The 18,012-nt window shown below is 35.0% G+C and carries 18 protein-coding genes and 1 other RNA gene; 2 read left to right on the top strand and 17 right to left on the bottom strand.

The window, feature by feature from the left end; translation table 11 throughout:
• Positions 1-254 precede the first annotated feature (254 nt).
• The 13 genes from GQ594_RS02820 to GQ594_RS02760 form a co-directional block, all read right to left on the bottom strand.
• A complete protein-coding gene (locus GQ594_RS02820) occupies positions 255-800 on the bottom strand; it encodes a 5-formyltetrahydrofolate cyclo-ligase (RefSeq protein ID WP_160400424.1) in 546 nt (181 codons plus the stop codon).
• A 31-nt stretch (positions 801-831) separates the two neighbouring features.
• Positions 832-1,013, bottom strand: a non-coding RNA gene (gene ssrS / locus GQ594_RS02815) — 6S RNA.
• Positions 1,014-1,078: 65 nt separating this feature from the next.
• Positions 1,079-1,363: a cell division protein ZapA gene (zapA, locus tag GQ594_RS02810; protein ID WP_160400425.1), complete on the bottom strand. Its 285-nt coding sequence runs from the start codon at positions 1,361-1,363 to the stop codon at positions 1,079-1,081.
• Between the two features lie 7 nt (positions 1,364-1,370).
• Complete coding sequence (gene dxs, locus GQ594_RS02805; RefSeq protein ID WP_160411362.1) at positions 1,371-3,227, bottom strand: 1-deoxy-D-xylulose-5-phosphate synthase; 1,857 nt, start codon at positions 3,225-3,227, stop codon at positions 1,371-1,373.
• Positions 3,228-3,254: 27 nt separating this feature from the next.
• Positions 3,255-4,130 (bottom strand): (2E,6E)-farnesyl diphosphate synthase, encoded by an 876-nt coding sequence (ispA, locus tag GQ594_RS02800; RefSeq protein WP_160411361.1) that lies wholly within the window; start codon positions 4,128-4,130, stop codon positions 3,255-3,257.
• A complete protein-coding gene (gene xseB, locus GQ594_RS02795) occupies positions 4,117-4,362 on the bottom strand; it encodes an exodeoxyribonuclease VII small subunit (RefSeq protein WP_160400428.1) in 246 nt (81 codons plus the stop codon). The genes ispA and xseB overlap by 14 nt, the downstream gene beginning before the upstream one ends.
• 156 nt (positions 4,363-4,518) lie before the next feature.
• Positions 4,519-5,874 (bottom strand): DNA recombination protein RmuC, encoded by a 1,356-nt coding sequence (rmuC, locus tag GQ594_RS02790; RefSeq protein WP_160400429.1) that lies wholly within the window; start codon positions 5,872-5,874, stop codon positions 4,519-4,521.
• A 2-nt stretch (positions 5,875-5,876) separates the two neighbouring features.
• Positions 5,877-6,851 (bottom strand): elongation factor P--(R)-beta-lysine ligase, encoded by a 975-nt coding sequence (gene epmA, locus GQ594_RS02785; RefSeq protein WP_160411360.1) that lies wholly within the window; start codon positions 6,849-6,851, stop codon positions 5,877-5,879.
• 61 nt (positions 6,852-6,912) lie between these two features.
• On the bottom strand, positions 6,913-9,273 hold the full coding sequence (gene mdoH / locus GQ594_RS02780; RefSeq protein WP_160411359.1) for a glucans biosynthesis glucosyltransferase MdoH: 2,361 nt from the start codon (positions 9,271-9,273) through the stop codon (positions 6,913-6,915).
• Positions 9,274-9,294: 21 nt separating this feature from the next.
• A complete protein-coding gene (locus tag GQ594_RS02775; RefSeq protein ID WP_160411358.1) occupies positions 9,295-10,857 on the bottom strand; it encodes a glucan biosynthesis protein G in 1,563 nt (520 codons plus the stop codon).
• A gap of 14 nt (positions 10,858-10,871) precedes the next feature.
• Positions 10,872-11,534, bottom strand: a complete 663-nt coding sequence (locus tag GQ594_RS02770) for a hypothetical protein (RefSeq protein ID WP_160411357.1) — start codon at positions 11,532-11,534, stop codon at positions 10,872-10,874.
• Positions 11,535-11,734: 200 nt separating this feature from the next.
• A complete protein-coding gene (locus GQ594_RS02765) occupies positions 11,735-11,974 on the bottom strand; it encodes a YecH family metal-binding protein (protein ID WP_202112439.1) in 240 nt (79 codons plus the stop codon).
• Between the two features lie 192 nt (positions 11,975-12,166).
• Complete coding sequence (locus tag GQ594_RS02760; protein ID WP_160411356.1) at positions 12,167-14,113, bottom strand: exoribonuclease II; 1,947 nt, start codon at positions 14,111-14,113, stop codon at positions 12,167-12,169.
• Between the two features lie 135 nt (positions 14,114-14,248).
• Here GQ594_RS02760 and GQ594_RS02755 point away from each other — a divergent pair, with 135 nt between their 5' ends.
• Complete coding sequence (locus GQ594_RS02755; RefSeq protein ID WP_160411355.1) at positions 14,249-14,998, top strand: alpha/beta fold hydrolase; 750 nt, start codon at positions 14,249-14,251, stop codon at positions 14,996-14,998.
• Positions 14,999-15,019: 21 nt separating this feature from the next.
• Here GQ594_RS02755 and GQ594_RS02750 read toward each other — a convergent pair whose 3' ends face one another.
• Genes GQ594_RS02750 through GQ594_RS02735 form a run of 4 tightly spaced genes read right to left on the bottom strand, consistent with a single transcriptional unit; the run spans position 15,020 to position 16,868 of the window.
• Positions 15,020-15,349 carry a prepilin-type N-terminal cleavage/methylation domain-containing protein gene (locus GQ594_RS02750; protein ID WP_160411354.1) on the bottom strand — a complete coding sequence of 110 codons (330 nt, stop codon included), beginning with the start codon at positions 15,347-15,349 and terminating at the stop codon, positions 15,020-15,022.
• Positions 15,342-15,782, bottom strand: a complete 441-nt coding sequence (locus GQ594_RS02745; protein WP_160411353.1) for a DUF2509 family protein — start codon at positions 15,780-15,782, stop codon at positions 15,342-15,344. The genes GQ594_RS02750 and GQ594_RS02745 overlap by 8 nt, the downstream gene beginning before the upstream one ends.
• Positions 15,766-16,329, bottom strand: coding sequence for a prepilin peptidase-dependent protein (locus GQ594_RS02740; RefSeq protein ID WP_160411352.1), 564 nt, complete (start codon positions 16,327-16,329; stop codon positions 15,766-15,768). Before GQ594_RS02740 ends, GQ594_RS02745 begins: the two co-directional genes overlap by 17 nt.
• Positions 16,323-16,868 (bottom strand): prepilin-type N-terminal cleavage/methylation domain-containing protein, encoded by a 546-nt coding sequence (locus GQ594_RS02735; RefSeq protein WP_160411351.1) that lies wholly within the window; start codon positions 16,866-16,868, stop codon positions 16,323-16,325. Before GQ594_RS02735 ends, GQ594_RS02740 begins: the two co-directional genes overlap by 7 nt.
• A 313-nt stretch (positions 16,869-17,181) precedes the next feature.
• Here GQ594_RS02735 and dapD point away from each other — a divergent pair, with 313 nt between their 5' ends.
• On the top strand, positions 17,182-18,006 hold the full coding sequence (gene dapD / locus GQ594_RS02730; protein ID WP_160411350.1) for a 2,3,4,5-tetrahydropyridine-2,6-dicarboxylate N-succinyltransferase: 825 nt from the start codon (positions 17,182-17,184) through the stop codon (positions 18,004-18,006).
• The last annotated feature ends 6 nt before the right edge of the window (positions 18,007-18,012 follow it).

Raw genomic sequence — 18,012 nt, 5'->3', positions numbered from 1 at the left:
AAAAGCTTTTAAATATGAAAGACTCAATTACTTTTGAATATTATGTATTAGAATTAGAACGGTAGTACGTCGTAACAGTAGTACATGGTAACAGTAGTGCATAGTAATAAAGTTATATTCGATTATTTCTATATTCGAAAAATGCATTTAGCCTTAAGAATAAAATCAGTTTTATTACTAAAATATTAATCTAGATTATTTGCACATTGCTACTTGTTATAAATTTTAGCTATTTTAATTTGTTATTATTAAATTTAAGCGTAAATAATTTCGGGTAGTTTGATATCCCAAGGTTTGTTGTCAATATGTTGTACCTTTTGACAAGCAAAAGCAAGCCCAATAGGTAAGATTTTTTTTGTTTGGTAATTTGCTAGTAATCGGTCATAAAATCCACCCCCCATCCCCATTCGATAGCCACGTTGATCAAAAGCAACTAGTGGTGTAAAAACGATATCAAGTTGGTTGTTAGGTAATACGTCTAATACGTTTAACTTTGGTTCAAATATGCCAAATTTATTTTTAATCAGTTGGGTTTGACTAGTGTATTTTAAAAAGAGTAAATGTGTAGAGACAAAAGGGTGAATAATGGGTAAATAGACAGATTTATTTTGTTGCCATAAATATTCAATGATGGGGGTTGTTTCGACTTCACCATCAAATGATAAAAATATGGCAATATTTTTTGCGGTATTAATGGCTTGATGGTGAAAAATTTGTTGATATATCGTTTGCTGAGCAATATTGCGTTCAGTGGAGGATAATTGCCGTCTTTTTTGACGAATTATTTGCCTGATGTTCACGCCATTTTTACCTTTTAGAAAAAGGTTGAAAGGAAACTCCAAGATGTCGTTAGGGTCGTAACCCTTGAACCCGAGGTTCAAGGTGAACATTGTGTTTTAATTTTTAGGTTTCCTTACAAGTAAGGCATACTCACCAATTAAAAATCACTCCGTTCCTAAGATAAGATTATCGGCTCAGGGGACTAACCCATATCGCGATCATCTCAGAGATGTTTATCATGATACAAAATTTATCAGATCATACAATACTATTTGTATTAAATTTACAATTTAAATGGTTAATTGTTGGTATTTAGTGCAGAATCAAGTAACTGTTGTAACATTTTTAGTCGATCGCCAAATTCGTTGCTTTTTTGTTTTTCTTTTGTCAGTTCGTAAGAAATATTCAGTGCTGCAGTAATAATAAGTTGATCACTGCTAATCTGAGGCGATTTTTCTCGTAAATTTGTTAAGCGCGCATCTAAATCTTTTGCGGCACTATTAAGTGCGTCGACTTCATCAACAGGACAATTGAACTTTAATGTTCGTCCAAAAATTTGAATAGTGACAGCTTGAGTTTCCATATTTAACCTATTGATTCATAAAATTATTAATTTTATCGATAATGTGTTTTTGATCTAACCCTATTTCTTGTCTTATCTCACTTTGAGATCCTTGAGGAATAAACCTATCAGGGAGTCCAATATTTAAAATATCACATTTTATTTTTTTCGATAATAGATATTCATTGACGCCGCTACCGGCACCACCTTTAATACTGTTTTCTTCAATGGTGACAAGTATATTATGAGTTTGGCTTATGTGCAAAAGGACTTTTTCATCCAGTGGCTTAACAAAGCGCATATCGATGACTGTAGCATTAATTTGCTCAGCAGCTTGTAAAGCTTCTGAAAGTAAAGTGCCAAAATTTAGTAAAGCAATGTTTTTCCCTTGTCGACATAATCTAGATTGTCCTAATGGAATGGCTGTTAATGGCATAAGTTGTGCACCAGTGCCTTCACCACGAGGATAACGCACTGCAGCAGGCCCATTATGTAAATAGCCTGTGTAGAGCATTTGTCGGCATTCGTTTTCATCGCTTGGGGTCATGATAACCATATTGGGTACACAGCGTAAATAACTTAAGTCAAATGCACCTTGGTGTGTTTCGCCGTCGGCACCTACAATACCAGCGCGATCGATGGCAAATAATACAGGTAGGTTTTGAATAGCAATATCATGTATTACTTGGTCGTAAGCACGTTGTAAAAAAGTTGAATAGATGGCAACAACCGGTTTTAGATCACTAATAGCAAACCCTGTGGCAAGTGTTACTGCATGTTGTTCAGCTATCGCAACATCAAAAAACTGGTCAGGATAACGATTGGCAAACTCTACCATGCCTGAACCTTCACTCATTGCTGGCGTTATTGCCATTAGACGTTTGTCATTTTGCGCTATTTCGCATAGCCAATCGCCAAAAATCTGTGAATAAGTTGGCGCTACTTTTTGGGTAGTAGGTAATATTCCATCGTTAGGATTGAATTTGGGGACGCCATGCCATAATGTTGGGTCTTTTTCAGCAGGCGCATAGCCTTTACCTTTTTGGGTAATAACATGAAGTAGTTGTGGGCCTTTTAATTGTCGAACCCTTTGTAGGGTTGCAACTAAAGCGTCAATATCGTGCCCATCAACAGGGCCAATATAATTAAAACCAAGTTCTTCAAATAATATTGCGGGGGTGACTAAACCTTTTAAGTGTTCTTCTGTTTTTTTTATGAGCTCTTTTAATGGTGGAATATTTGCTAGCATACGTTTGCTACTTTCACGAAAAGAGGTATAAGCTTTACTTGCTAATATTTGAGCTAGATGTTGTTTAAGCGCACCAGTATTTGCTGAAATTGACATATCATTGTCATTTACAATCACTAACATGTCGGATTTGATATGCCCAGCATGATTCATTGCTTCAAATGCCATTCCTGCTGTTAATGCGCCGTCACCAATAATGGCTACTACTTTTTGCCCTGATTGTTTTTTTTGCTCACTAATTGCAATCCCTAATGCAGCACTGATCGAAGTTGAAGAATGACCCGTGGTAAGCACGTCATATTCGCTCTCACTACGGTGAGGAAACGGGTGTAAACCACCTTTTTGGCGGATAGTGAGCATCTGATCTCGGCGACCCGTTAAGATTTTGTGTGGATAAGCTTGGTGACCTACATCCCAGATGATTTTATCAAACGGCGTGTGATAAACATAATGCAGTGCAGTGGTTAATTCAACCACACCTAATCCCGATGCTAAATGCCCACTTGATTGACTAACGCACGTTAGTAAATATTGTCTAAGCTCTCGACAAATAGCCGATAACTGTGACTGAGGAAACTGCCTTAAATCCTTGGGCGAGTTTATTTGTTTTAACAAAGGATAATTATCTAAATTCATTATGTAATGTTATTTTTTAATTAGCTGTTAGCTATTTCGATTAATAATAAAACCAGCCAGTTCTTGTAGTGGCTGACTATTATAAGGTATTTGTTTTAGACTATCGATAGCTTGCCGATAAAGTTGTTCGGTGAGTTTTATTGCGTTATCAAGTCCAACTAATGCAGGATATGTGCTCTTTTCATGAGCAAGGTCTGATCCTTTCGGTTTGCCCATAATTGATTGTTCACCAATGATATCTAAAATATCATCTTGAATTTGAAATGCCAGTCCAATTGCTTCGGCGTACTGATCAAGCATTAGGTAATAAGGTTTTGCAATTTCACCGCATGCGAAAGCGCCTAGACGGATGGATGCTTTGATTAATGCTCCAGTTTTATAACAATGTATTTTTTGCAAATGTTCAATATCGATTTGTTGATGTGTCGCTTGTAAATCTAGTGATTGTCCAAGGCACATACCAGCAACACCACTAGCATGAGCAAGCTCGGTTATCATATTAATTTTAGCTTCTGCATCAATGAGCTTACTTTTTGCCAACAACGAAAAGGCTAAACTTTGCAAAGCATCGCCAGCAAGGATTGCTTCAGCTTCACCAAATTGGATGTGGCAAGTTGGTTTTCCACGGCGTAAATCGTCATTATCCATGGCAGGTAAGTCATCATGAATCAATGAGTAAGTATGAATAGATTCGATAGCTGCTGCGGCTTCGTCTAATTTAGAAAGTGAGCAATTGAACATTTGACCTGTCAAATAGACCAAAATAGGTCGTATTCGTTTTCCTCCTGCTAGCAAGCTGTACTCCATTGCTTGTTGAAGTGTGGATACTTCGATTTGCGACATGCAAGCAGTTAAAAACGAATCAATTCGTTGTTGTAATGGTTTTAAACTATTCATTATCATCAATTAAGAATTCTGACAGTTCGGCGTCACTATTTTCAGATAATAAAATCTGAATGCGTTGCTCGGCTTGTTGTAACTGTTTTTGTCCTGTTTTTGCTAATTTAATTCCTTTTTCAAACTCACTTAGTGCTTCATCTAATGGAAGATCACCATTTTCTAGTTGAGTTACGATAGTTTCAAGTTGCTTAAGTGTCTCTTCGAAACTTGGTTCCTTGTCTTGTTTTTTGGTCATATTCAATTCCTCTTTACATTCGATGAGTATACACTTATTTCAAATAATCGTGAATCAAGGCTTTTACTTATTTATCATAATGTAATGCTAAAATATAATTTACAACTAGTTAAATGGTACAATGCGTGTTAACTCATTAGCAATGTACTAATTGATTTATTCACTCTCATCATTTTTATTATTTGACTCTTCCATTGAAAGTGAGGCGATGTCCGGATTAATCGGTTTTTTAACTTCAATACCCATTTCACGGAATCGTTCAATTTGTCCTATAACGTTGCCACGACCTTTTGATAATTTATTCATGGAGTTTTGATAAGTTTGTTGTGCTTTGTCTAAACAACTGCCTAGGTTTTCCATATCTTCAACAAAGCCCCGCATTTTGTCGTAGAGTTTGCTTGCTCTATCAGCAATCAGTTCGGCGTTACGGTTTTGATACTCAAAGCGCCATAAATTGTGGATAGTTCGTAATGCAACTAACAAGGTGGTTGGGCTGACTATCATAATGTTACTTTTTAAGGCATCATTGATTAATGCGGGATCATTATCGATTGCACTTAAAAATGCAGGTTCGACAGGAATAAACATCAAAATATAGTCTAATGAATTAATACCAATAAGTTTATGGTAGTCTTTTTGACTAAGCTGTTTTAAATGATTACGGACCGCAGCTAAATGTTCAGTCATCGCTTTTGCTTTGACGGTTTCGTCATCACTATTAAAATGTCGTTCATAGGCGACTAAGGTGACTTTGGAGTCAATAACCACGTCACCGCCTTGCGGTAAATGAACAATGACATCAGGCTGTAATCGTTGGTTGCTTTCGTTGGTTAAGTTGACTTGAGTTTCATATTCATAACCTGAGCGCAATCCTGAATTATCTAAAATCTGGCTTAAGATGAATTCTCCCCAGTTTCCTTGGGTTTTGTTATTGCCTTTTAATGCATTGGTTAGGTTGGTTGCTTCTTTGCTCATTTGTTCATTAAGCTGTTGCAAGTTACGAATTTCATGGGTTAATGTGTGGCGTTCTTTAGCTTCTTGCCCAAAACTATCTTGAACTTGTTTTTTGAAACCTTCTAACTGCTCTTTAAGTGGTGAAAGTAAAAAATCAAGGCTCTGTTTATTTTGTTGTTCAATCTTTTTACCACTGTGTTCAAAAATACGATTGGCCAGGTTTTCAAATTGAGTCGTAAGCCGTTGTTCGCTTTGTTCTAGTATAGTTTGACGTTCTTGTGTTGCACTTAATGTTTCTTCTAAACGAGTTTTGAGTTCGCTAATTTTGACGTTTTGTGCCAAATTCTGTTGTCGATACAGTTCTAACTCATGCTCTAATTGTTTTACTTGAGTTGTTAAAGTTTGGTTTTCTTCCTTTTTTTGTAACAATTGCAGATCAAACAGTTGATGTAAATTATTAATCGTTAGTTGAGACTTTATAATTAACACCAATAAAATTAAGGCGAAAATGCCAATAATAATGGTAAACCATCCACTTAGTCCTAAAGTGCTGAACATGATTAAGCCCTTTCAAAAGTAAATGAAATGACGTCATCTAAGTTGTTGCTTTCTAAGGCGAGCATAATTAAACGATCTAACCCTACGGCAACGCCTGCACAGTCTGGTAGTCCTGCTTCCATTGCGGCTAGTAGCTCAATATCAATATTTTGTGGCGGTAGATTTTGGTTAGCGCGATCTAAATTATTTTGTTCAAAACGCATGCGTTGTTCTTGTGGGTTAGTGAGTTCTTTAAAACCATTGGCAAGTTCAACACCTTTATAATAAAACTCAAAACGGCTAGCAACACGATGATCTTCTGTGCTGATAGCGGCTAATGCGGCTTGTGATGCCGGAAAGTTAAATACTGCAACAGGTTTATCTTTACCTATATGGGGTTCAACGCCAAAAGTAAATAAGCATTGGAGTAATCCATCTTTATCATAACTATCTGTATTAATCCCAATATCAAGTTGTTTGGCAGCATTGATTAACGTTGTATGATCCGCTTCTAAAGGGTCGATATTAAGATGACGCTGAAATGCCTTTTGATAAGAAATTCGTTCAGCAGGTTCACAATCTAGAATGGTTTGTAGTAAGTCATCGACTTCATTGATCATTTGCATCATATCAAATTGGATACGATACCATTCAAGCATGGTAAATTCAGGATTATGATAACGACTGGTTACTTCATGATTGCGGAAACATTTGCATATTTGATAAATAGGACCACTACCAGCGGCAAGTAAACGCTTCATATGGTATTCAGGGCTAGTAATTAATGACATTTTTTGCCCTTGTTGTTCGTCGAGTTCCCCTGGTTTTAAATATGTAGTGTGGAAAGAACTTAAATATACGTCTGTTACAGCATATTGGCTTAAGGTCGGCGTTTCGACTTCTAATATACAGCGATCAGCAAAAAATTGCCGTACTTGAGAAGTAATTTTTGCGCGCTTAAGTAAATTGTTAATAGATGCAGAAGGTTGCCAAGTCATAAAAAATATCCATGGAATTTGATTATTACTAAAAAAGAAAATAGGGCAATAGCCCTATTTTTTATTGTTGGCGTTCATTTTGCCATAAAGTGAATAGATTGTCGTATTTTTCTTGCTGTTGCCAAATATGACGATGTAAAGTTGAAAGAATAATAGGATCTTCTAAAATCGCTAACTGTTGTTCTTTACTTATTTTTTCTAAATCTATTTGTTGATACTGAGCAATAAGCTCATTGCGTTTTTGTTGGTTTTTATTATTAACTCGATGCCGTGATGTTGATAATGCACAAGCAAGCGCATTATAGATAGGATCGACTAACGCCATCACAAAACCGTGTTGCATAAAAGCCGCTTCGGTTTTAACTAGATATTCACCCGTCAGTGTGACTGCTTTTGCAGGGTGGGTTTCTTCCGGTGTTAAAAATAATCCTAATTTTTGGGCTTTCATACCAATACTTGAAAGTCCTGATACTCTAATCACTAAAGGGGAAATAGTTAAAGGTATTAATATGGCAATATACCAATAAGTAAATTGTGGATTTAACCAGATAATCACCCATAACCACACAATACCTAATAATGATAGTGGCCAACAAAAATAACATGACTCGCCCCATGTTAATGCATCGTCACTTCGAGATGGTGATTTCCATTGAATTTTACTTCCCATCCATGCTTTAAGTACAAATTTACTATGAAAGATCATACGTATTGGTGCTAAGATCATTGACCAAATCATTTCAATAAATATTGATAAAGTTAATTTAAATATGCCACCAACATCTTTTGCCCCAGTTCGGGCTATAATAATGCCATAGCTAAAGAATTTTGGTGCAAATAGCAAAACCATGGTGGTGGACAGTAGCTGAATCGCCAATTGTTCATCCCATCTAGGCCAAGTTGGATAAAATTGGTTTGGTTGGAAAAAATATTGAGGCTCAGAAATATTAAATACCAATAACAATAGTGTTGAAAATATTAAAAACACTAACCACAATAATGATGAAATATACGCCATACCACTGGTTGCAAACATGACTCGGTGTGTTAATTTTATGCCACTTTTAAAGATTAGTCTTAGATTGATTAAATTACCCATACACCAGCGGTTATCACGTTTAAGATCTTCAATCATATTACCAGGTAGTTCTTCGTAACTACCATTCATATTATAAGCAATCCAAACGCCATAACCAGCACGGCGCATTAGTGTTGCTTCAACCAGATCGTGCGATAAGATGTGTATTGGACCTTTTCGTTTTTGCAGTGGCGATAGTATGCAATGCTCAATAAAAGGTTTTAAGCGAATCATTGCATTGTGTCCCCAATATTGTGCTTCGCTTAGCTGCCAAAAGTGTGTGCCAGAGCAAAATATATCACTATAAATCTGGTTGGCAAATTGCTGAATCCTTCCGTAAAGTGTCGTCATTCTGACCGATTTTGGCGGTGATTGCAAAATGCCGGCTTTAGGGTTCATTTCCATCATGGCGATCATTTTTAATATACAATCACCTGTCATAATGCTGTCGGCATCAAGGATCATCATGTATTCGTATTGATGCCCCCAACGACGGCAAAAATCATCAATATTACCACTTTTACGTTTAACTCGGCGTTTGCGATGACGATAAAAAATATTGCAGCCATTTTGTTGTTTTGTCGCATTAAATTCAGCCCATGCTTTAAGTTCGTTTACATAAAGATCGGGATCATTTGTATCACTTAAAATATAAAAATCACAACAAGCCGCATGACCTGTTTCAACCAAGGATTGATAAGTGGCTTGCAATCCCGCAAATACTCGAGCGACATCTTCATTGCAAATTGGCATAACAAGTGCAGTTCGATGTTTAGTATCAATATGTGATGCTGGATCATTAGGAATAGCAATAGTATAACGGTCTTTACCCATTACCGCTAATATTAGCCCCATAATGCTGGTCCAAAAACCAATTGAAATCCAGAAAAATAAAATAGCAAATAGGACTATAATTGCACCTTGTATAATATAAGGTATTATGCTGTAAATGGCTAATTCAGGATTGATATCCCAATTGGCCATAAAATTGATTTTTTGCCAACTTTGATAAGGTAGTAAAGAAGCAAGGTAAGTGGTTCCGTAATATGTTTGTACGGCAATAAGTGCAAACATAATAAGACGACGAATGATGGCAAGAATATTGATGCCATGTTTTGACTTGGCGGTATAGCGTTGGTTCCAGATTTGAGGTTGAATTGAAACACGGTCAACTTCAGGGTAACTTGGCTGTTGCCTTCGCTCATCAATAAAAGAAGTAGTGTCACCGACTTGATTTAAACGATATTTTAAAAAATTGACATCGTCAGGCGATATTGCATTGTTTTCTGATTTCTGACGCCAAAGCTCAGCGTCAGAAAGATTGGCAAAGTAATCTTTTTTCATATTTTTATCATATTATAATAATTATTGTGCGGGATATTGCCCACTCCACGTTTCAGAAATCACTTTATTGGTTTCTTGCGAAGCGAGTTGCACGCGAATATCAGTTGCTTTTTTACTGTCTTCAACATTGAAGCGAACAATGACCCGCCAGCCTTTAATTTCCGGATTATATTGTGCCTCAGAACTGACTATAGAACCATTGTTCATACTTGAAATTACTTTAACTGGCAATTTTTCTGATAACTCAGGGCCTGCAAAGTCGATTACATAAGCATTAGAACCGTCAAGTTTACGAATCAGATTGGCTTGTTTTATATCACCAAGCGATAAACGTGTGCTAACCGCTCTTGCAACATCGTTAGGATAACGCTTATTTTCATTTAATGAATAATGTAAGCGATATTTTATGTCAAGCATATCGCCCTCTTTGTATTGCTTTTCAGGCACCCAAAATGCAACGATATTATCGTTAGTTTCGTCAGCGGTTGGAATTTCAACTAATTCAACTCGACCTTTTCCCCAATTTCCCAAAATTTCAGTCCAGACGCTTGGTCGTTTTTCATAGTGATCATCAAGATCTTGATAATCATCAAAGCCTTTATCTCGCTGAATTAAACCGAACGCTTTGGGGTTCTCTAAGCTATAGGATGAAAACGATAAACGCTTAGGATTATTTAATGGACGCCAGATCCACTCGTTATTATTAGCTAAAATTGACAGACCATTAGAATCATGCATAGCTGGACGATAGTTTAGTAATGGAGAGGGTTGATTAGGTCCAAATAAAAACATACTAGTTAATGGGGCAATACCCAATTTTTTTACCGAATTACGGAAAAAGATTTTTGCTTGCATTGTGATAGTCGTATCCACACTTGGAATCAGTGTAATTTTATAAGCACCGGTGACACTTGGTGAGTCGAGCAAAGCATAAATAACTAAGTGTTTTTGATTGGCTTGCGGTCTTTCAATCCAATACTCTTTAAAACGAGGGAACTCTTCACCCGACATTTCCCCCGTATCAATGGCAAGCCCTCTAGCTGAAAGACCATAGTGTTGATCTTTACCTACGGCACGAAAATAACTACCTCCGAGAGCTGAAAATATTTCATCGTCAGTTTTTGTTGGGTTATTGATTGGATAATGAATTTTAAAGCCTGCAAAGCCAAGGTTTTTAGTTTCAAGTTTATCAAGATTGATTTGGCTTAGATCAAAATAGCTAGGGTCATATTGGATTGGATTAACTTGATTATCAACAATTTCATTAATTTTTATTGGAACATCAAAGTACATTCCTTCGTGATAAAATTCAAGTTTAAAACGGCTCTTTCGATCTCCCCAGTAAGCCTTTTGATGATTAAATAAAATTTTTTGATAATCCACAAATTGCAAAGATGCCAATTCATTGGGAATATTTTTAGACGGTTGAACGTAATTTTTTTTTGATAATTTTTCAGCTTTTGCAATCACATCATCAAATGAAAAAGCCCACGAAGAAAAGCTAATGCAAGAAACGCAAGCCACACAAAGCGCCTTGTAAATTAGTTTTTTATTAAACGAATTATTGGGTAATAAATTGTACATAAAGACTCGCATTATTATCTAAAAATATTAAAGTAGTTGATAATATTATCTTTTGGGTTATTCAAGCATTCTTCAACATAATCAGCTTTCATTTCTTGAAGGATGCTAGGGTTTTCTTCGATCAGAAATAGAGAATAGTTATCCTTGGCTATCTTTGTTTGTAAAGATAATATGTCTTGAGCAGACATTTTAAATTTCGGTTGAAAATACTGGGTTATTTTATTTGTATCTTTCGTATAAATTGCAGTAACAAAATCAGCGGAGTATTGACAATAGTTTTTAATATTGTTTTCAGTTACTCTTATCTTTTTTAGTTCAATATTATGTTCAGCTTGATTTTCCTCAACTACTTTTTTGAGTTGCATATCGTACTTTAACTTATAATATTCATTCAGGTAAAAGTTCAAGACACAAGATGACTGATTGTTATTACTTTGACAATTTAAAATGCCATGTTTGATAATATAGTTATCAAAGTTTTTGCTGCCAACAAATTGAATCAATTGATTTCTAGCATCAATAACGTAAGGGTTGTTAATTTCAGTTTTTTGTTTCAATAAAGATATTTGATCCGCTTGCGAAATCGCTTCCTTAGTTTTTGTTGGCAAACTTTTTTTTGCACAACTTACGACAAGAATAGAAACAATGGTGCATATAAAGATATTACTTATTTTCATTTATCAAATTCCATGAATATATTCTTGAATATAATTTTAAAGTAAATAACTCTACTTTTAATATCATCGCATTATTAGCCATAATAATACGACTAACGGTTATTATTGCAAAAAATTATATACTCTTATTTTTTCAAAAACACTAGTAGATTAAACTAAATTTATAAAAAGCGTATTATATATTAGGTACAGTTGTTTTTTTAATGTTTACATATTTTTTTATTATCTACTGTAAATTCAGATTCATGAGCAACAGAAGGTTTAAATTTACCTTTTGCTTTTAAAAAGGTGGTAAGTTGCTCTGCATTCATGTCAGATTGAGAACAAGTATGAAACCTTGCATCTGCTCCAAACTTGTCGTTGATAGCATTAAGTAAGGAAGCTTCCGTGTAACTATTTCCGTCCATCATACGCAATACTTCATGTCCATGAATTGACATTATCGCCCCCCAAGTTGTTGTTGATTCAGATTTTAAAATTTATCATTTTGAGCCGTGAAAGATAGCAGATATTTTTAATAAAAAAAAGGGGGGGAAAGATTAAAAAATATTGTTAATTTGGGTTTGACTTGCCCTGATTTATATCGGGGCAAGCAGTGGTGGTAAAGTCTGTAAGTTCAGATAAAAATAAACTTACTTTTTACCTTCATCAGCAAACTTGGCGATGATTGATTGATTTTGGTTTTTAACTTGGCGAATAATAACAGTAACGATATCAGCAAGTTTATAACACACCTCATCTTTTATTTTGATAGTGCCTTCATCTGGATATGGTGTAATCTCTTCCTTGATTGGGTGAATCATTGAAATTGGCACAAAAGCAAAGGCACCGATATCGCATAAACGTACACGTGCCCCGCCACGATTGATATCGACAATTTCAGCCGAGTAACTTTGATCGATTTTATTTGCTAAATATTGAGCATAAAGGTTTTCGGTCATATCACGTTCAGCAAGCCGTAACATTTTACGCCTTTCATTCATACTTTTTAGGTGCTCTTTATCTGGCGTAGTTAATTCTTGTGAGCGGATATATGCTTTTATTAATCGATGGTTAACCATATCGCCATATTTACGTATTGGTGATGTCCATGTTGCATAGGCATCAAAGCCCAAGCCAAAATGGGGTTGTGGTTCAATTGAAAAATCAGCAGGACTTTGGAACTTACGAAGCTTGGTTGCTAAAAATGGTTCATTATCTATAATACGTCGTAATTTAATATAACCGTCAAAGGATAATAGCGATTCTTTATCAAATTCAGAAATTCCGTTGTCGTTTAAAAATTTTACGACTTGCTCGATATATTTATTATCAAAACCAGAATGAATATTAAAAATCCCAAAACCAATGTTAGTTTGTAATTGTAACGTTAAAGCCTGATTGGCAAGAACCATGGCCTCTTCAACGATATGATTAGCAATTCGACGAGTTTCTTTAATTATTGATTTTACTTGGCGGTTTTCATCTAGTTCAAAACAATAATCACCGTTATCTTTAAAAACCAATGCATGGTTTTGTCGCCATGTGATACGAATTTTAGCTAAGTCAGCTAACCAATGAAGTTGCTGTTTAATAGTAGGGTCACTGGTTGCCAATTCGCCATTATTTTCTAAAAAATCAGAAACATTATTATAAACTAGCTTAGCCTTTGATTCGATCCAAGCCGGCATAAAGGTTGTATCATCGTTAATAATATTGCCAATATTGTCAATGCGCATTTTACAGATCATTGCAGGGCGTTTTTGATTGGCCTTTAATGAGCAGAGTTCATTGGCGAGCTCTTTGGGAAGCATAGGGATATTAAAATCAGGTAAATAAGTGGTAAAATTCCTAGTTTTGGCCACGTTATCAAGTTTGCTATCTTGTAAGATATAAGCTGTAGGATCAGCGATAGCAACCATTAGTTGATAAAAACCCTGTTCATCTTTAGAAACCGCAATAGCATCATCCATATCTTCGGTGTTTTCACTATCGATGGTAAAAAAGTGAATATCGGTTAAATCTTGACGGTTATCAAGTTCTATATCACTAATAGTTAATTCATTGGCTTGAGGGGAATGTGTTTCTAAATCATAGCGTGCTAGAGTTTTTAACCAAAGTTGATAAGGTGAATTACCGTCGGCAACAAAACGAGTAACCTCGGCAAAAAAATGTTTAGTTTCTTTTTGTAAAGGATGAGAAAGTAACGTTGCAACAACCCAATCGCCTTCTTTTAGTTTTTCACTAACCTGCTCGTTTATTTTGCAACGAATAGCAAAATGAGTAGGCATGTTTTCAGGGTAAACAACCATTGCACGATCTTGAAAGCCTATTTTGCCAATAAATTTTTGTAAGCTACTTTCGATCAATAATTCGGGTTCAAAAAATTCTTTATCGTTATTACTGATAATTGATCCTGAAACTTTATCGCCATTACAAACCGTTTTCATTTTAGCAACTGGGATAAAATAACTTTTTTTACTATCGGTATCTAAAAAACCAAATCCTTTTTCATGAGCTCGAACAATACCTTCAATGCGAGGGGTCTGTTCGTGGAGTTCTTGTTTTAATTGTGCAAGTAGAGGATTATTTTGAAACATATGGCTTAACACTAGTTAAAAAGTTGGTGTTAAATTCTATCATATTTATACAAATTATGGTTATTGAATTAATCGGTGATGGTATTGAAAATAGACGTATAATAATGCCACTTAAATAATGAGTTGAATTAAAATATGAAATTAAACTATAGATTACAGGGTAATGGACAACCGATTGTATTTTTGCATGGGGTTTTTGGTAGTTTAGATAATTTAAATATGCTAGCAAAAGAGTTTGCAAAGCATTATCAAACCGTGCAAGTTGATTTGCGTAATCATGGGTATTCGCCTTGGTCTGATAAAATGGACTATCAAGTGATGGCCGAAGATGTGGCCGAACTTTGTCATGATTTAAAGTTAAAAGAGATGATATTAATTGGTCATTCTATGGGCGGAAAGGTTGCTTTGCGATTGTCACAACTGCTCTCTAATGATATTCAAAAAATAGCCGCAATTGATATTGCGCCGATAAAATATTACCGCTCAGCCAATGCGATTATTCTAAGAGTATTAACTTATTGTCTTACAAACCATATTACCGATAAAAAACAGATCATGGATTTGATGAAACAAGCCGGCATTAATGATGCAATCATTCTTTTTTTATTAAAGTCGTTTAAAAATGAACGTTGGTTATTTAATGTTCAAGCTATTAATGATCAGTATGAACATATTTGTGATTGGCAAATAATTTCGCCTTGGTTAAAACCAACGTTATTTATACGAGGTGGCAATTCAACTTATATTACGGATGATGCTTATCAAGCTATTTTTGATCAATTTCCTAACGCGAAAATCGAAGTGGTTGAAGGAGTAGGGCACAATGTCCACGCCGAAAAAACGCAACAAGTTTTACAACTTTTGCATAACTGGTTAGGTGACTAAATGATGTTTAATTGATAAATATTAATGTAAATCACAAAAAAAGCGCTGTTGCTTGGCGACTTGTTTATTCGGTGTGCTAACTGTTATCATCACCATTTTACACTGGGCATTATAGATTTTGTTTGTGATCTTATATTGCCAACCAGAAGGGATAATTTTGTGGCTAGTATAGGGATAACTATCAAGTAGCTGAAACGCAATTTTATTGGCACGTAGATTGTTGGCAAAGTAGCGATGTTTATTGAGTAATGTTTGTTGGTAATTAATAAAACCCAACATAATAATTGAAAATAGTAGTGTAGCTATCATGACTTCAATCAGACTAAAGCCAGCAAAATTTTTATTATTCACAATAAATAGCCTTTTTTTCAGGGCAATAGTCGAGCCAATGGCCTTTTTCAACAATCAATCGATTATTATCAAAATGTGCAAGCGTATATAGAAAAAAATCTTCATCTTCGGCTTCGCCTCGGACTAATACATAATTATCAACTTTTAATAAAGATCGCTTTATACAGGCCTTTAAATGATACGTTGGTTCGGTCATACAATGCCAATTAGCCTTAGGGGCTTGCCAATTTTGAGTTATTGCCCAAGTTAAAGATGAATTAGCTTGATTAAATTGCCGATAATATTGATTTTCTATTAAGATGGCTTTTTGCCACGAGCAAATAAGTAAATTGAAACCAATTAATAACACCAACCCAACAACCATCAAAATGATCATCATCATAATGGTGCTAAATCCAGACGAGGCGGAGTTTGAGTTAAAATCGATTTTCATTTTTGATAATTTCAGTGGTGTGATATTTAATTTGCTTATTTTTTATTAATTCTGCTGTAATTGATAAACTAATTGCATCGGGGAGCTGTTTTATTGCAAAATCGATTACTTTGATTTCGTTTGAATCAAATAAGTTTTCCCATTTTCTCCCAAAACAATTTAATGATCCTGTTCTATAGGCTATGTTGTTTTCTTTATAGCGATAGGTAAAAACATCTGATTTCATGGGGTTTTCAATGTTCCAAACCCAAGAATTGCGGATTTCACTGTCATATCGAAGGATAATACATTTCATCCGTTCATTAATTTCAATCGCTTTGGTTGTCATTTTTTGAGGATCATTTGCAATGAAACCTGCTCGCTTGATATCTTTTTTCATGCCAGCTAATCCAAGATCGATTGCCTGCTGTAAACGTGTTTTTTGGTAATATTGCATAATATTGGTTTGTAATTGAATATAAAATGACGTCATTCCCATAATAATAAGGCTAGATAATATGATGCTAATAAGCATTTCAAATAAGGAAAATCCAGCTATTTTTAACATGGTGGTAGGCCAGGTATATGACTGTTTTCTGCGCAAAAACGAATGCGCCCAAGAAAGGAAACAAAAACTCTGCTGGTACCTATTTTATTTTTTAATTGAAAAGACATCGTTTGTGCTAAGTTACGGCGTCCTAAAATTAAAGCGTCTTTATTGTTTGATAGTTCACTAATTTCAACAGAATTATCTGGTTTTATAAAATAAAGCACACCTTCATTACACGAGGTGGGTTTTTCATCTTGAGTAATTGCGATGCACCATGGTGATGTAAATTGGTGAATAATATAATTTTCATTTTTAGTTGAAGCTTTTACTTGAACTTCATATATAAAATAAGCAAGTTGCTTCGTTGTAGATGCTAACTCGTTTTGAAGTTGCTGTTCTTTCCAATACTCAATACCAATAGCGGCTAAAATAGCACTAATGCAGACAGTTATTAACAACTCCAGTAATGAAAATCCCAAATCTTGCATAAGATTGTCTTTGTAAATATCACGATGCAAGTAGTGTATATTTGAATAAAATAACTGTTTATTTGACATGCTAAATTTGTGATGCATCATCCAAATAAAATATGTTTTTTTCGACAATGTTTTATTTTTTCTTTTAATAAAATTAATTAGTTAAGAATTGCACTAAAAACAGTTCAGGAAAGTTATTGATTTTATTGAATTTTTTATTTTAGGTGTTTTCCCATTATTTGTATTGCATCTGCTAGCATTTCGATTGTTTTGGATTGCTCTTATATTGATCTTGACGATCTGATTAAACCACTTAAAAAGCAGGAAAGATTATATTATACTGTTTGTTCATTTATTATTTGCCAACGGATTTATAAGTTAAAGGAAACTTGAGATGCAACAATTACAAACTATTATTGAAGCAGCATTTGAACGACGTGCTGAAATTACACCATCAAATGTGGATACCGTAACTCGTGATGCAATCAATCAATGTATCGCTTTATTAGACAGCGGTAAGATGCGTGTCGCCGAAAAAATCAATGGCGATTGGGTGACTCACCAATGGTTAAAAAAGGCTGTTTTGCTCTCTTTCCGTATTAACGAAAACCAATTAATCAATGGTGGGGCGACTAACTATTATGACAAAGTGCCATTAAAATTTGCTGAATACGACGAATCAAGATTCCAACAAGAAGGTTTCCGTGTTGTTCCATCTGCTATTGCTCGTAAAGGGGCTTATGTTGCTCGTAATACTGTATTAATGCCATCTTATGTCAATATTGGTGCTTATGTTGATGAAGGTACTATGGTTGATACATGGGTAACTGTTGGTTCTTGTGCACAAATTGGTAAAAATGTTCACCTGTCAGGTGGTGTGGGAATTGGTGGTGTTTTAGAGCCGTTACAAGCTAACCCAACAATTATTGAAGATAACTGTTTTATTGGTGCACGCAGTGAAATTGTTGAAGGTGTAATTGTTGAAGAAGGCAGCGTAATTTCAATGGGCGTGTTTATTGGTCAAAGTACTAAAATTTACGATCGTGCAACGGGTGAAGTTCATTGTGGACGTGTGCCAGCAGGTTCTGTGGTTGTTTCTGGTAATTTACCAACCAAAGATGGTAAATATAGCCTCTATTGTGCGGTTATTGTGAAAAAAGTGGATGCTAAGACTTTAGGTAAAGTTGGCATCAATGAATTACTTCGTACTATTGATTAATTTTAC

The organism is Gilliamella sp. Pra-s52 (assembly GCF_009795805.1).
Taxonomy (GTDB): Bacteria; Pseudomonadota; Gammaproteobacteria; order Enterobacterales; family Orbaceae; genus Gilliamella.
This window is presented reverse-complemented; position numbering and strand designations above follow the sequence as displayed.

Coding starts and splice junctions, on each gene's coding strand:
- zapA (WP_160400425.1), bottom strand. CDS start 1,363: ATGGAAACTCAAGCTGTCACTATTCAAATTTTTGGACGAACATTAAAG.
- dxs (WP_160411362.1), bottom strand. CDS start 3,227: ATGAATTTAGATAATTATCCTTTGTTAAAACAAATAAACTCGCCCAAG.
- ispA (WP_160411361.1), bottom strand. CDS start 4,130: ATGATAATGAATAGTTTAAAACCATTACAACAACGAATTGATTCGTTT.
- xseB (WP_160400428.1), bottom strand. CDS start 4,362: ATGACCAAAAAACAAGACAAGGAACCAAGTTTCGAAGAGACACTTAAG.
- rmuC (WP_160400429.1), bottom strand. CDS start 5,874: ATGTTCAGCACTTTAGGACTAAGTGGATGGTTTACCATTATTATTGGC.
- epmA (WP_160411360.1), bottom strand. CDS start 6,851: ATGACTTGGCAACCTTCTGCATCTATTAACAATTTACTTAAGCGCGCA.
- mdoH (WP_160411359.1), bottom strand. CDS start 9,273: ATGAAAAAAGATTACTTTGCCAATCTTTCTGACGCTGAGCTTTGGCGT.
- GQ594_RS02775 (WP_160411358.1), bottom strand. CDS start 10,857: ATGTACAATTTATTACCCAATAATTCGTTTAATAAAAAACTAATTTAC.
- GQ594_RS02770 (WP_160411357.1), bottom strand. CDS start 11,534: ATGAAAATAAGTAATATCTTTATATGCACCATTGTTTCTATTCTTGTC.
- GQ594_RS02765 (WP_202112439.1), bottom strand. CDS start 11,974: ATGTCAATTCATGGACATGAAGTATTGCGTATGATGGACGGAAATAGT.
- GQ594_RS02760 (WP_160411356.1), bottom strand. CDS start 14,113: ATGTTTCAAAATAATCCTCTACTTGCACAATTAAAACAAGAACTCCAC.
- GQ594_RS02755 (WP_160411355.1), top strand. CDS start 14,249: ATGAAATTAAACTATAGATTACAGGGTAATGGACAACCGATTGTATTT.
- GQ594_RS02745 (WP_160411353.1), bottom strand. CDS start 15,782: ATGAAAATCGATTTTAACTCAAACTCCGCCTCGTCTGGATTTAGCACC.
- GQ594_RS02740 (WP_160411352.1), bottom strand. CDS start 16,329: ATGTTAAAAATAGCTGGATTTTCCTTATTTGAAATGCTTATTAGCATC.
- GQ594_RS02735 (WP_160411351.1), bottom strand. CDS start 16,868: ATGTCAAATAAACAGTTATTTTATTCAAATATACACTACTTGCATCGT.
- dapD (WP_160411350.1), top strand. CDS start 17,182: ATGCAACAATTACAAACTATTATTGAAGCAGCATTTGAACGACGTGCT.